The following is a 13678-nucleotide window of genomic DNA, read 5'->3' as shown; positions in this document are numbered from 1 at the left end:
TCAAGCAGTCCAATCCGCACTGAACCATCGTCCCAGACGTATTCTGAACTATCTTCGCCCATGCGATTACTACCGATGCATGGCGTAACAGACTAGACCACTATCAAGAATTCGTTATCATCGTTGCACTTGACTTGAAAATTGAGGGAAAATTGCTGGTCAGCCGGCGCCAAGTACGGTACACTATTACCTGTTAATCGTAACCATTACTGTTATTGCTGGAGGGAATTTGATGCAGGCACCGATGTTAACTGTCAAACAGCTGGCTTTCGGCTTTCACGACCGGCCGTTGTACCATGATTTGTCCTTTACCCTAGAGCGCGGGAGCATGACGAGCTTGATTGGGGCGAATGGCGTGGGTAAAACCACCTTGACCCGGCTCATCATGGGCCAGCTCAAACCCACCAGCGGTGAGTTGATCACAGCGCCGGACATGCGGCTAGGCTATGTGCCACAGTTTCGCAATATCGACCCAGAATACCCGTTATCCATTCGCAGTTTTGTCCAGCTGAATCAGCGCCAGTCGCGCTGGCCTTGGCATAGCAAAAAAGAACAGCAGGCCCTTACCGCGGCGCTTCAGGAAACCGGCCTGCTGGTCCGCCAACAGCAACGCCTGGGTATGGCCAGTGGTGGGGAGAAGCAGAAAGCTTATCTGGCGCAGGCGCTTTTGACGCGGCCGAATTTTTTGATTCTCGATGAAGCCACCGCCAGTTTGGATATCAAAACCAAAACTGAGCTGATGACCCTGGTCCGGGAGCTGAATGCTAAGCACGATTTGACCGTGCTGTTTGTCACGCATGATTTGGAATTGGCCAAACAATACACCCAGCAGTATCTGCTTCTAACCCCAGACGGGTACGAACTGAATCAAACCAAGTTAATGGACGAATCGCGCATGCCGCAAGAGCTTCAACCCGCCGAGGAGGTGCACTAATGTTTGCTTATGACTTCATGCAAAATGCCTTTCTCGCCAGCACCTTCATTGCCGTGACTTGTGGGGTGGTGGGAGTGTTCGTCACCGCGCGAGGGCTGTCCTTTTTGGCTCACACCTTATCTGAAATCGGGTTTGCCGGTGCGGCTTTTGCGGTGCTGGTCGGCATTCCGCCGCTGGATGGCATGCTGTTAACCACGGTGATCAGCTCGGTGTCGGTGGGGCGGCTGTCGGTGAAAGCCAGCCGGCGCGAAGCTTCGATCAGTGCGGTATCGAGCCTGTTTACGGGCCTAGGGATTCTGTTTTTAGCATTGTCAGCCAAAAGCGCGAGCTACGCGACGACGATTTTGTTTGGGAGCATCATTGGCATTTCCCGGGCAGATGTGTGGCAGTTAGTGCTGCTCGCCTTGGTGGTGCTGATTACCATCGCCGTCGGGTTTCGCGGGCTGGCGTTTGACTCCTTTGATCCGGTTGGTGCTCAGGCCCAAAACCTGCGGCGCAATGCGATTTCGGTGTACTTTCTGCTGATTTTGGCGATCTCGGTATCCATTGGGGCCCAAATCGTCGGCAGTTTATTGGTCTTCATTTTACTGACCCTGCCCTCAGCAGTGGCGAAATACCTGGGTAAAACCTTGCCGCAAATGTTGACGATTGCCGTGGTGGTGGCTTTGATCGGGGTATGGGCTGGATTGGTGCTCGGCTATTACACCAACTGGCCGGTGACCTTCTTCATTGCTGCCATCGAATGTCTGTTTTACTTCGCGGCGCTCTTGCTGAAGCACAGAACGGAATAAGCCTTTTTCAAACGGCACCTTGATGTGATGGGCATCAGGGTGTTTTTTATTGACTTTGTCTACTTATTTGTTAAGTTTCCGCGACATCACTATTTTTTTCATGGCAAACGCGCATTCTTAAGAAGAATCGGGTAAACTATTGAAAGAATGATTGTACGCTGGAGGGTAAGGATGGACAGACAAAGTTTACATCGCCGATCACGCCGGCATCCGCTGGGCAAAGTGATTGGCCTCATCGCAATGACCGTTATCCTGCTTGCCTGCAGCTACGGCTTAAGGCTGTATTCGCAGACGAAAACCGCCATTGATAAAACCTACGATAATACCGCCGTGAAGAAGAAAAAGGTCGATCTCAGCAAGCAAAAGCCAATCAGCGTGCTGCTGTTAGGCACCGACACTGGGGCGCTAGGGCGCAGTGAAAAAGGCCGCACGGATACGATGATTTTGGTCACCGTCAATCCCAAAGCGCGCCGCACCACGATGATCAGTATTCCCCGGGATACCCTGAGCCATGTCACCAGCAGTATTTACACCGGGGCGACGAAAATCAATGCCCAGTACTTCTATAATGGCTCCGCCGGGGCGGTGGATGCGGTTAAGACCCTGCTGAACGTGCCGATTAACTACTACGCCTTGGTGAACATGGGCGGCCTGGAAAAAATCGTTGATGCCGTGGGCGGTGTCGACGTTAATGTTCAGTTCTCCTGGTCAGATCCGTATTCCAAAGGGACGTTCACCAAAGGCCCAGCCCATCTGAACGGCGAGCAGGCACTGGCCTACGCGCGGATGCGGCATCAGGATCCACAAGGCGATTACGGGCGCCAGCAGCGTCAGCAAGAAGTGATTGCCGCGATTGTAGCGAATGTACTATCAACCAAAACCTTGAGTAACTACCATGACCTGATGGACTCGCTATCTGAGAACATGCGCACCAACCTGAACTTCGATGAATTGCTGACGTTAGCCAATACTTACCGCGGCGCATTCAAAACCGTCAATAAAGATAGCCTGAAAGGCGATGGCGCCTACATCGGCGGCGCCTCGTATCAAATCCCAACCACCACCGAGCTGCAGCGCATTTCCGATTTGGCCCGCACCGAATTGAGCCTGGAGAAAGCGACCTTGGATAATTACAACACCAAGGAAAATGCCGCCAACACCTCAAACGGTTTCGATTGGAACGATGGGAATAACCCGGATTACCATATTTACTGATGAACTGAACAGCGTCTGGTCCCGTAAACATGGGGTCAGACGCTTTTTAGTCGGTAATCCTAGCTTTGAACTAGTGGCCATCACGCGCAAAAAAAAGCCTTGCTTCAGCGAAGCAAGGCTCAAATCGATTTAACCGATAATGGTGACCGTGGCGGATAAGACGCCAGCGGCAGGAATTTGACTGTTAGGCATGGCCACATCAATTTGGTGTGGGTTGCCAGCTGCGAAGCCGCCGGTATCGTTAACGACCCGATACAAGGTGACGCCGTTGGACAGTTGAATTTTAACGCGCGTGCCCCGCGGCAGAACGCTGAGGTTAGCCGCAATACCGCCGTAACCCATGCTTGAGCCCATCGCAGCGGGATCATAGAAGGTCACTTTGAAGGTGCCTTTATTGACGCCGCTGGTGGTTTGATGAGAAACCGCAACGACCTTAGCTTGCGCCTTGGCTTTCGCCGCAGCATCGGCCTTGGCTTTCGCCTCGGCGTCAGCCTTAGCTTTAGCGGCGGCCTCAGCTTTGGCCTTATCTTCGGCCTGTTTTTTGACCAAGGCTTCATAGTCTGCGTTGACGCCTGGCTTAATCGGGCTGATCTTGGCCGGCGCGGTGGCGATGGTGTTGGTCTTGATGATGGTCACGGCGGTTTGCGCTGCGGCTGGGGTGTTGCCAGAAACTTCAGCGGCGCGGGTTTGCGCATCGCTTTGTTCAATCGCTTCAACTGGTTGCGTGCTGCTATAAATAGCAAACACAGCGGCAAGCATCGTCATCAGACTGATACTTGCGATAGACGTTTTCTTGAATTTGATAAAACTCACTCCTAAATGATTAGTAATACTAGTTCTCCCCTTACTACAACTCGCAGTATATCGAGTTGGTATGTCATGCAAGTGCCAGTCGGTTTACAAAAGCCGCGATTTCTGTCACACTGTCACACTGGTGTAATAAAACCGCGAGATAATTTGTTTGAAACCGGATTTATGCCAATTTTGCTCAAAAATGGGCCATGAAATGTCGGAAAAGGGTGGATACGCTAAATCGTCCCCACCTGGCCAATCAAACCGGGGCCATTTTGGGCCGGTCTGCCACGGCCTGGTTTGAGCCGTTGTTCATTTTGTTGGTCAGGGAAGACGCGTATAATAGAAGATAATTAACTAAAGGGGGTGCCCGGTGTGACCATGTATCGAGAAAAACGATTCGAAGAGATCAAACGACTGCTCACTGAGCGCAAAGAATTGAGTATCGATGACATCATGCAAGCCGTTGGCGTTTCCCGCGATACAGCCCGCCGAGATGTGGTCGCTTTGGCGGCCAGCGGGGCGGGCCGCCGCACCCGCGGCGGCATTGTGTCGCTCACCTTTGGGCATACGGTGCCGAGTTATTCGGAACGGTTGAAGCTATTTTCAGCAGAGAAAACCGCGATGGCCAAAACCGCACTGTCCCTGATTCGCCCAGGTGGCGTTTATTTCATTGATGATTCAACGACATTACTGAAATTGTCACAAAGTATTAATAGTGAAGTGACGGTGTATACGCATTCACTCGATAATGCCATTGCCTTATCGGTCAAAGGGGATGTGACGCTGCGCATTTTAGGCGGCAAGCTCAATCATCATGGCCGCTTTTTCTTTGAGCCGGCGACCTTGACCCAGCTGGGCCGCATCGCTTTTGATGCCGCGTTCATCGGTGCCACCGCCATCAGTAAAGACGGGGTGTACTTCCCTTATGCCGATGACGCTGAAGTTAAAGCCACTTTAGCCCAAGCGGCGCGGCAGGTGATTGTGGTGTCCGAAACCCAGAAATTCAAAATTCAAGCGCCATACCGCGGCTTTCCGCTGGCTGCCATTGACACGTTGATTACCGAGCGCGCCTTGACTCCGGCTGAGCGCCAGTGGTTCAGCCCGAAGCTCACGTTGCTGGCGGCGAATAGTTAAAGATGAGTAACTGTTAATGCCTTTGGGTAGGCACGGCAGGTGAAATTTGTTACATTAAACGCACATGAAAGCAGAAATGGTGGTGGCGGTTTGACGACCCCTCTCGTATCGGTGATCGTTCCAATTTATAATATTGCGCCTTATGTTCAGCGCGGCTTGGCGAGTTTGCTGGCCCAGGACTATCGCAACCTGCAGCTGATCTTAGTCGACGATCACTCAGACGATGATTCGGCAGCGGTGATTGCCGCCTATGCCAAGCAGGATGCGCGGATTGAGCCGGTGTATTTGCCGCGCAACCGCGGCGTCTCTGCGGCCCGCAATGCCGGCTTAGCCGTCGCCCGGGGGTTGTATGTGGCCTTTATGGACGGGGATGACTGGCTGGCGCCTGATTATGTCAGCCGCTTTGTCACCACCTTGGAACAAGGCCCCTATGACATCTTGGTCAGTCCTTTTTATGTGGATGACCCCGAAGCCAGCACTGTCCCGAGCCGGCTGCTCAAGGACCGGGTGCTGACGCGCAAACAGTTTATTCGCGGGATGCTGGCTCCGGTGGGTGTCATTCGCGGCTACTTGTGGAATAAGTTCTATCGCCGGAGCATCATTGAGTCGGCACACCTGCGCTTCGACGAACGGGTGGCGATCATGGAAGATGAGCTGTTTAACGTGGAATATGCCTTAGCGGCCAGCCGTTTTTACTATCTGGGCGCACCGGCTTATCATCACGTGATCCGCGCGGATTCTGCGACCCAGTCGATTGGCGTGATTGGCGCACTGCCGAAACAAATCACGGCGCTGTGGTCCATTCAGCGCCTGATTCGCACGCGCTATCAAAGCGGCGCCGTGCCTGAAGAACCCTTGCGGTCAGAGCGATAGGAGAAAGAATGGAAAATCAATACCAAAGTCGTCGTCAAATTAAGCGGCGCGCTAAAGCCGTTTTGCGGCAGCCGGGGATGTACAAACAATTAATGCTGGCCAATTTATTACCCTGGCTGATTTCAGTGGCCTTTGCGTTCTTGGCAGTTTACACCGTGATGCAGGTGATGCTGGCCTTTGGACTGGAGAATGTGGCTAATAACCCCAACAACTTCATCGATTACTATCAAGGCAATACTGCCGTGGAGCAGCAAACTATGCTGAAATCCCTGATTATGTTGTGGTTCAGTCAAAGTATTGCTTTCACCGCGCTGGATCTCATGCGCCAGCCCGACCAAACCGTTAATGGTTGGCAACTGATTTTCCGCACCTTTAACAGCCGCTTTTTCTTCGGGATTTTAGCGGTGTATATTTACACGGTCGTCTTTATCAGCTTAGGGCTGGCGGTGTTTGTGATTCCGGGCATCATGCTGATGTTTGGTCTGCATGTGGCGTATTACGTCTACTACGATGGCAAAACGCATCCAGACGGCCGTTACTTCTCAGCCCTGACTGCGGTGGGTCGGGCTTGGCGGTTGATGCGCGGGCATAAGTTCGACTACTTCGTGTTGCAGTTGACCTTAATTGGCTGGTCGCTGTTAGAGGCGCTGACCATGCATGTTTTCGATTTGTTCATTCAGCCGTACCTGCAGCTGGTCGACGCCGGCTTTTACGCCACCGTGCGCCAGCAATATGATGATGAACAAGCCATGTTGAAAGACGAAATGTAAGGATACAAATAGCGCACCTGACCATCACGGTCAGGTGCGCTTTTGCTTGGTTTAAGCGAAGCGGTTGCTCCGAATCAGGAGCCCAGCCACCACGCTGAAAATGGCCAGGCTGACTAGGTCAAACCAGTAGCTGAACAAAATAGTGCCGGCAAAGGCATAAGCGAAAGCTAAAAGCATGCCCACCAACACCGCCACGGTATTGAGCACGCCGTTGGTTGCGGCTTGATTGGCGGCGAACTCTTGATCAAAAGGCAGTCCGCGTAAGCTGATTTTACCAATCGCCAAGGTGAGGGCCAGCGTCAAGGCGGTGGAAGCCAGCCCGGCGGTCACCGCGTGCAGGCCCATGAATGGCAGGGAGAGCAGCGCCATGATGACGATGAAAGGGAAAAAGAGGCGCATGTACATGGCCAAGATCACGCTTTGGCGAATGCGGCTTTGGTGACCGTAAGGCACGTAATTGAACACGGCCATGGCCGTGGGCTGGGTGGAAAATTTCAAATTCAAAATTGCCAGGGGGGCGGCGATAATCAGGCACACCGCCATGTAGCCGACCATGTGACTCAAATAGTTGCCAGCGCTATCGCGCATGATGCTGGCGACCAACACCAGTGGCAGAATGAACGCGTAGGCCAGCTGTGGATACACCCGCAGTTTATAGTCGCGTTGCGATTGGAGCTGGCGCCAGCCAAGGGTGTAATAGGCGGCAGTTTCGCGCGACCGGGTCGCCAAGCGGCGGGTCAGTTTGAACCACCAGCCGGCCTTGGCGACGCGGTCAGAACTTTGATCCAGCTTTTCCAGTAGCTGCTCGAAGCGGCCGGCATTGTGCAGGTACAAGGCGAACAAGCCAGCGGTGACGGCCACACTCAGGAAGGTGAAAAGCAGGCTTAAACTGCCAATGTCACCATGAGCCAGCAGAGGCAACCCGGAGAACCACATCGGGACTGCAATGAATTCCCACCAGACAAAATGCAGTGACAAGTTAAAGTTCATGTGGCTGATGACATCTGGGCCCAGGAGATTAGGCAATTGGCCTGCCGCATACAAGGCAATTGCCATGCCGATTTGCACCACATTGAGGATATTCTTGAGCTTTTCCCCATCGAAGAAGTGCAGCACCAGCATGTACATGAACAGGGCAATGACCAAACTGAAAATGGCGAGGATAAAGGCGGCAATCAGCACCGCAATCCCGACCAGCGCGCCGAATTGCAACCCAAGGATGATGGCCGCCGGTAGCGCCAGGGCCGCCATGGTGACGAGCAAAAACAGCCCGACGATGGTCAACTTCGCTGCGTTTAAGGTGCGATCTGAGACTCCACGCACGGTAAAAATCGGCCGGTCCCGTGGATCAAGCAGCAAGCTGGCGTAAGACGTCAACATGGTCAGGAAAAACATTAAAAACAAAAAGCCGAACAGCACGGCTAAGCGGCTGAAAAGCACCATGGGGATGAACATCATGAGGCCAATTAAGGCCCCAATCAGCAAATTACCTAGGAACGTCCACAGCAGTGTGCGCGCTGGTCGCTTGGCCTTGCGGGGCCGCTTTTGGCCGGTCAGACTGGTGCGGCCGCTACGATTGGCTAAAGTCAACTTAGTGCTGATAATCAGGCAAAACTGGGCATAGTTGATGCCCATGCGGGTGAGCGCTTTTCGCCAGTGGCGCAGCCAACGCAGACTTTTTGGTAAGGCGGGTTCATTCATGGTCAGCCGCCTCCGTCACAATGTCCACGAAGGCCTTCGCTTTTTCACCGTGTTCGGCAAAGCCGGTGAGGTCATTGAACAATTGCTGCAAGTTGGTATCGGCATTGGCGGCAATGCTGGAGAACGAGCCATCAGCAATCACCGTGCCGTTATTCAGCAGAATAATCCGATCCGACAGCTTCTGCACGACATCCATGATGTGGCTGGAATAGAAAATCGTTTTGCCGCGGTTACGCAACTCCTGCAGAATTTCTTCCACGACCAGCACCGAGTTGGCATCCAGGCCGTTCAGCGGCTCGTCCCAAAACAGAATATCGGGATCATGCAAAAGGCTCGCGATAATCAGCACCATTTGCCGCATCCCCTTTGAATAAGAAGTAATTCGGCGGTCAAACGCCCCGCCCAGCCCCACGATTTCCGCCAGCGCTTCCGCTTTTTGCCCGGCGGCAGTGTCGGTCATGCCATACAACTGACCAATCAAGGTCAAATACTCACGCGCGGTTAAGGCGTCGAAGACATCGGCGGCTTCTGGCACATAGCCAATGTGCTGCTTGTAGCTGTCATCGTCTGGATCCAGAATGCGCCCTTGCAGCGAAATCTGGCCGGCGTCTTGCGTCAACAATCCTAAGATGATTTTGACGGTGGTACTTTTCCCCGCCCCGTTTTGCCCAATGTACCCCACAATGGTGCCAGGCTCGATTGAGAAGGAAACATCCTTCAACACCTGGTGACCATTGAAGCTTTTTTGAATGTGCTCAAGTGTGATTGCTGCTGTCATTTTTGCCTCTCCTCCAATTTGAGGATAGTATGCTCGATAGTGAAATATTTTACAAGTGAAAATCGTTAGGTGACAAATTTGATAGTCAGCAGGGTTAGAGCCAGTAAAAAAGCTCGCATCGCTGCGAGCTTCTTTAATAAGTCTTCATTTTGTTAATCGGCCAGTAGCGCCAAACCACGACGGATTGCACCTTGCTGGCCTTGACGAAGCCAAAGCTGCGACTGTCCTTAGACACCAGGCGGTTATCCCCCATGACGAAATAGCTATTCTTCGGCACCGTGCGCCGCGCGGTGGACGGCAGTGTGGCTAGCGAGAAGTCATAAGTGAAGTTCAAGCTCGCCGGGTCGATGCCCTGTTTCTTGGCATAGTTGGTGACCGAAGTTTGTTCGAACTTTTTATTGAGGTAAGGCTCAGCCGTTTTTTTACCATTAATATAAAGCACATTGTTTTTGAAGGCGATGGTGTCACCAGGCATCCCGATCACCCGCTTGATGTACAGCACGCCGGGATCGTCTGGGGCATCGATGACGACAATATCATCGCGCTTCACTTTTTTGTGGCGGAGTGAGTACAAGCGATCGCCGTCGTTTAAGGTCGGCTCCATGGAAGGCCCCTGCACGAAGTCTTTGCTGATCACAAAGCGAATTAACAGCTGCGTGCCTAAAGCCACCACCGCAACCATAATCAGCAACTCAATCAGCGTGCGACCCCAACTTGTTTTCTTCTTCAAAACAACACCTTCTCGGTTCAATTTCACTTAGCATACCACAGGAGGAATCGAAAATGAAAGGCTGCGAAGGACGGCGGGTTTAGTCGAATTTTGCCCAAGCGCCACCTCAGCGGCCCTTCACCGTGAAATGTTACCCTTAGCTCAGGCCCGGTCTACCCAAACGTCCCTGACTGTTCCGCCAACCGCACGCGCCTGACAATATCGCCATACCGCGTCAGGGTTAAACACCATTTATGCGGGATGTCGATATAACCGCCAGCCAGACCAGCGGCGCCGCCGGTTAACGCCCCGGTGGCATCAGCCCGACCGCCGAAGTTCACGGCCGTCAGCAGGCGCGAGCGATAATCGCTGCCTGTTTGCAAGGCGTACCACACGACCCCTAGAATATTGCGCGGGGTGGGTGGGGCTTGTGCCATCACCGCGGCGCGCTTGGCATCAAGCTGGGTCAGCACTTGAAAGTCGAGACCCGCCGGCTGATGTTGCCAGTGGGTGAGGCCGGCCGCAAGACTCGTGGCTAAGGCATCAGTCAGTGTGTGGTCAGCTAGGAGCTGCATGATGAGCTGGGCATAAAGACTGGCCGCGATTTGATTGGCTTCATCCGTCGCGGTCAAGGCGACAAAAGCGTGCAGTTGCGTGAGTGCCAGCGGCTGGGTGAAAAGATTTTGGCCGAAGCGGGCGAATAAGTAATAGGCCATGGGTAGCACGCGAACCAAACCAGTAGGCTCATTGATTGTGGAGCCGAGGGTTTGGCCGGCAATGGCACGTTGCACGCTCGGCCAAATGTCAACAATGGGGCCAGTGTACGCGGCGTATTCAAAGGTTTCTGCCCAGCGCCGGTATTCATTCAAAATGCGACGCGGGTCGAAGCCGTGGGTCAAGGCCGCCATCGTGGCCAAGTTCATCGCCGTTTCATCAGAATAATAGCCAGCAGGCAAGCCGAAATGGCCATAACCGCGCATGGCGATAACGGGGTCTTGGACGAGGGCGGCCTGCGTTTCCCCTTGGACTGGTAAGCCCATGGCGTCACCAATCGCGGCGCCAATCATCGCGGCGGTCAACCGCGAGTCCACAATTGCCATCTGCATCATCTCCTTAGAGCCGCATTATTATAGAAGCAAGCCGAAATGGCAAGCAACTTGCTCAATTGTCAAACCAGGCTGGTTGTGATAGGGTATTATGTACTGTTTTCAGAAAATATGGCGGATTAACGCCAACTCGCATTTCAAAGGAAAGGAGCCCTTATCGTGAGCGTATTGACAGTCACCGGCCTCTCGCAGGGTTTTCTCGACAAGCAACTGTATCAGGACGCTAATTTTCAAGTCAATGAGGCTGATCATCTCGGGGTGATTGGTCAAAACGGGGTCGGCAAAAGTACCCTGATCAAGATCCTGACTGGCAGCCTCGAACCCGATGAGGGCAAAATCGTTTGGCAAAAGCACCTCCATGTCGGTTATTTGGATCAGTATGTCAACCTCAAACCCGGCCAAACGGTGGGGCAGTTTTTGCATACGGCATTTGCCGGTTTGTATGCCAAAGAAGCGAAGATGAATAAAATCTACGCTGACTACGCCGAGCATCCTGATGATGAACTATTAGAGAAAGCCGGGACGTTGCAGCAGGAGCTGGAAGCCAATGATTTTTATGATCTGGATACGAAGGTCAATTCCGTCGCCACTGGGCTGGGACTGGATGCCATTGGCCTGGATCACCCGGTAGATGCTTTGTCTGGGGGCCAGCGGTCGAAAATCATTTTGGCCAAGTTGCTGTTAGAAAAACCGGACATGTTGCTGCTGGACGAGCCCACGAACTACTTGGATGTGAGCCACATTCAATGGCTGACGGAATGGCTGCAGAACTTCGAAGGCGCCTTTATCGTCATCTCGCATGATTATGACTTTCTTGAAGACGTCACGAATGCAATTTTGGATATCGAGTTTGGCACCATCACCAAGTACACGGGTTCGCTGCATCAAGCCATGCGCCAAAAAGAAGCCGATCATGATACTTATATGAAGGCTTACGAAAAACAGCAAACAGAAATCAAGAAGCAAGAAGCCTTCATCCGTAAGTTTAAGGCCGGCACCCGGTCAACCATGGCGAAGAGTCGCGAGAAACAACTGGCTCGCATGACCAAGCTCACGCCGCCGGGCAACCGCGCACATGCTAAATTGGTTTTTCCCTACCAGGAAGTGCAAAGTCGCATCCTGATTGATGTAACGGATTTGCTGGTGGGCTATGACCAGCCTTTGCTGGCGCCAATCAATTTTTCTGTCGCCAAAGATGAAGTCATCGCCTTGGAAGGGTTCAACGGGATAGGTAAAACCACCTTGCTACGTTCCATCCTTGGTGAGCTGCCCACGCTTGGCGGTAGCGTCGAAATTGCCGATAACGTCAAGTTCGCCTACTTTGAGCAGGAACTGAACTGGGCGGTGCCAAAGCAAACCCCACTGCAGTTCTTGATGGGCAAGTACCCGGCGCTCAGTCAGCGGCCGCTGCGCCAGGTGATGGCGCGCACGGCTTTGACTCATGAGGAAATGGATAAGCCGCTACAGATGCTTTCAGGGGGCGAACAGAGCAAGGTCAAGCTGGCCGATTTGATGCTGCAGCCAAGCAATGTGTTGATTATGGATGAACCGACCAACCACTTGGATGAAGATACCAAAAATGCACTCGCCGCTGCTTTGCAGGCCTACCCAGGCGCGATTTTGATGGTTTCGCATGAAACCGGCTTTTATGATGATAGCTGGGTTGATACCACAATCAATATCGAAAATCTCCGGGCAACCAAATAACTATTTTGTGGTTTGCACAAGTGAAAGGGCCAAGTTAACCATGACGGTTAGCTTGGCCCTGTTTGAATGATTAGGGTTTATTGATGATGAAAAGCAGGAAGGCGTAATCTTCGTGCACCGGGAGCAGTTGGTTCGCGTGTTCTGCCCCCACGGTTTCCGCTAAGCGGTTAGCCGCCTGCCCTGAAAAGGGCCGAGCGAAAGCATCAAGCACGTCGGCCACAGCCATTTGCTCAGTTTGGTGATAGCGAAATTCGGCGGTAGTGAAGGCCCACTGATGGGCGGTTAAGGCTGTGGTCAAGGCGGTCGCTTTAGCCGGATCGGCTTGTGGCATTACTGGCACCGGCAGATCCAACTGCTCAGCGAGGGCAGTGATGAGTGAATTAGCGGCCAGTGTTTGGAGATTAATGGCGAGGGAATGAGCGGTCAAAGCCAACAAAGCTGGTAATTGTTCAGGCTGCAAGGTGGGCAGCTGACTGACAAAAACCAGATCGGCGCGCGGCACTGGCGGTAGTTTCGTCCAGTCGGCATGGGTTAATGTAAACTGACGTTGGTGCTGGGCCAGCAAGGTCCCGGCTTGGGTGAGCATCTGCTGGGACCAATCCAAGAGCTCGATTTGTTTGGCTTGGCGACTCAGCGGCAAGGCATAACGCCCACTGCCTGCGGCCAGATCCAGGACACGCATTGTTTTCAATGGTAGGGCTCGTGCCAGTGCGGCCACCACGTCTTCCTGGATCGGTAGTCGCGATTCGCGTTGCACGGCCGCGTAAGTGGCGGCGAAAGCATCCCAATCGGCTTCGTTCATGTTCAGGCCCCTTTTCTCTCGTTTATGATAGCAGACTTTGTGAAAAAAGCGGGTTATTTTCATTTTTGCTTACAAAAGTCGTTGACACTAAGGGGGGGTAGTTGGTATGATATTAAAGTTGTCGCGAGCGATAAACGCGTTCGCATCAAGCACTTGAAAACTTCTTGTTGACACTGCTTGGCAAACGAGATATACTTATAAAGTTGTCGCAAGCGACACAGTGGTCCTTTGAAAACTGAACAAAGTTTCGTAAATGTGATAGGGCTTTTCGATGTAAATCGAAGAGAATTAAACATGAGCGAAGTCAATTCGCAAACAACAAATCGAGCTATTCAAATAACTCATTATATGAGAGTTTGATCC

Annotated in this window: 12 protein-coding genes and 1 pseudogene; 7 read left to right on the top strand and 6 right to left on the bottom strand. The window is 52.7% G+C overall.

Annotated features, from left to right (window positions below; genetic code table 11):
• The first annotated feature begins 232 nt into the window (after window positions 1-232).
• From EKM90_RS11915 to EKM90_RS11905, 3 genes are all read left to right on the top strand, one after another.
• Entirely contained in the window at window positions 233-934 is a 702-nt protein-coding gene (locus tag EKM90_RS11915; protein WP_125582944.1) for a metal ABC transporter ATP-binding protein, read from the top strand.
• A complete protein-coding gene (locus EKM90_RS11910) occupies window positions 934-1725 on the top strand; it encodes a metal ABC transporter permease (protein ID WP_125582942.1) in 792 nt (263 codons plus the stop codon). The genes EKM90_RS11915 and EKM90_RS11910 overlap by 1 nt, the downstream gene beginning before the upstream one ends.
• Window positions 1726-1896: 171 nt before the next feature.
• Entirely contained in the window at window positions 1897-2940 is a 1044-nt protein-coding gene (locus tag EKM90_RS11905) for an LCP family protein (RefSeq protein WP_125582940.1), read from the top strand.
• A 129-nt stretch (window positions 2941-3069) separates the two neighbouring features.
• On the opposite strand, the pseudogene EKM90_RS13320 reads toward EKM90_RS11905, so the two are convergent.
• Window positions 3070-3342, bottom strand: a pseudogene (locus tag EKM90_RS13320) (hydrolase); the annotation flags it as partial.
• Between the two features lie 765 nt (window positions 3343-4107).
• Between EKM90_RS13320 and EKM90_RS11895 the strand changes: the two are divergent.
• The 3 genes from EKM90_RS11895 to EKM90_RS11885 all read left to right on the top strand — a co-directional run bounded on the left by EKM90_RS11895 (window position 4108) and on the right by EKM90_RS11885 (window position 6512).
• Window positions 4108-4869, top strand: a complete 762-nt coding sequence (locus EKM90_RS11895; protein ID WP_125582938.1) for a DeoR/GlpR family DNA-binding transcription regulator — start codon at window positions 4108-4110, stop codon at window positions 4867-4869.
• A 111-nt stretch (window positions 4870-4980) separates the two neighbouring features.
• Window positions 4981-5742: a glycosyltransferase family 2 protein gene (locus tag EKM90_RS11890; protein WP_263852878.1), complete on the top strand. Its 762-nt coding sequence runs from the start codon at window positions 4981-4983 to the stop codon at window positions 5740-5742.
• An 8-nt stretch (window positions 5743-5750) separates the two neighbouring features.
• Window positions 5751-6512, top strand: a complete 762-nt coding sequence (locus EKM90_RS11885) for a DUF975 family protein (RefSeq protein ID WP_125582934.1) — start codon at window positions 5751-5753, stop codon at window positions 6510-6512.
• 51 nt (window positions 6513-6563) lie between these two features.
• Here the strand turns inward: EKM90_RS11885 and EKM90_RS11880 are convergent, their stop codons facing one another.
• From EKM90_RS11880 to EKM90_RS11865, 4 genes are all read right to left on the bottom strand, one after another.
• Window positions 6564-8213 (bottom strand): ABC transporter permease, encoded by a 1650-nt coding sequence (locus tag EKM90_RS11880; protein WP_125582932.1) that lies wholly within the window; start codon window positions 8211-8213, stop codon window positions 6564-6566.
• Entirely contained in the window at window positions 8206-8991 is a 786-nt protein-coding gene (locus EKM90_RS11875; protein ID WP_125582930.1) for an ABC transporter ATP-binding protein, read from the bottom strand. Before EKM90_RS11875 ends, EKM90_RS11880 begins: the two co-directional genes overlap by 8 nt.
• Window positions 8992-9124: 133 nt before the next feature.
• Complete coding sequence (gene lepB / locus EKM90_RS11870) at window positions 9125-9673, bottom strand: signal peptidase I (protein ID WP_164507983.1); 549 nt, start codon at window positions 9671-9673, stop codon at window positions 9125-9127.
• Between the two features lie 200 nt (window positions 9674-9873).
• A complete protein-coding gene (locus EKM90_RS11865; RefSeq protein ID WP_164507982.1) occupies window positions 9874-10800 on the bottom strand; it encodes an ADP-ribosylglycohydrolase family protein in 927 nt (308 codons plus the stop codon).
• Between the two features lie 165 nt (window positions 10801-10965).
• Here EKM90_RS11865 and EKM90_RS11860 point away from each other — a divergent pair, with 165 nt between their 5' ends.
• Window positions 10966-12513, top strand: a complete 1548-nt coding sequence (locus EKM90_RS11860; RefSeq protein ID WP_125582924.1) for an ABC-F family ATP-binding cassette domain-containing protein — start codon at window positions 10966-10968, stop codon at window positions 12511-12513.
• A gap of 70 nt (window positions 12514-12583) precedes the next feature.
• On the opposite strand, the gene EKM90_RS11855 is transcribed toward EKM90_RS11860, so the two are convergent.
• Window positions 12584-13315 (bottom strand): class I SAM-dependent methyltransferase, encoded by a 732-nt coding sequence (locus EKM90_RS11855; protein WP_164507981.1) that lies wholly within the window; start codon window positions 13313-13315, stop codon window positions 12584-12586.
• Window positions 13316-13678: the final 363 nt, after the last annotated feature.

This window comes from Lacticaseibacillus suibinensis, from assembly GCF_003946175.1.
Classification (GTDB): Bacteria; Bacillota; Bacilli; order Lactobacillales; family Lactobacillaceae; genus Lacticaseibacillus; species Lacticaseibacillus suibinensis.
Note: the sequence above shows the minus strand (reverse complement) of the source record. Positions and strands in the feature narration are given on the sequence as shown.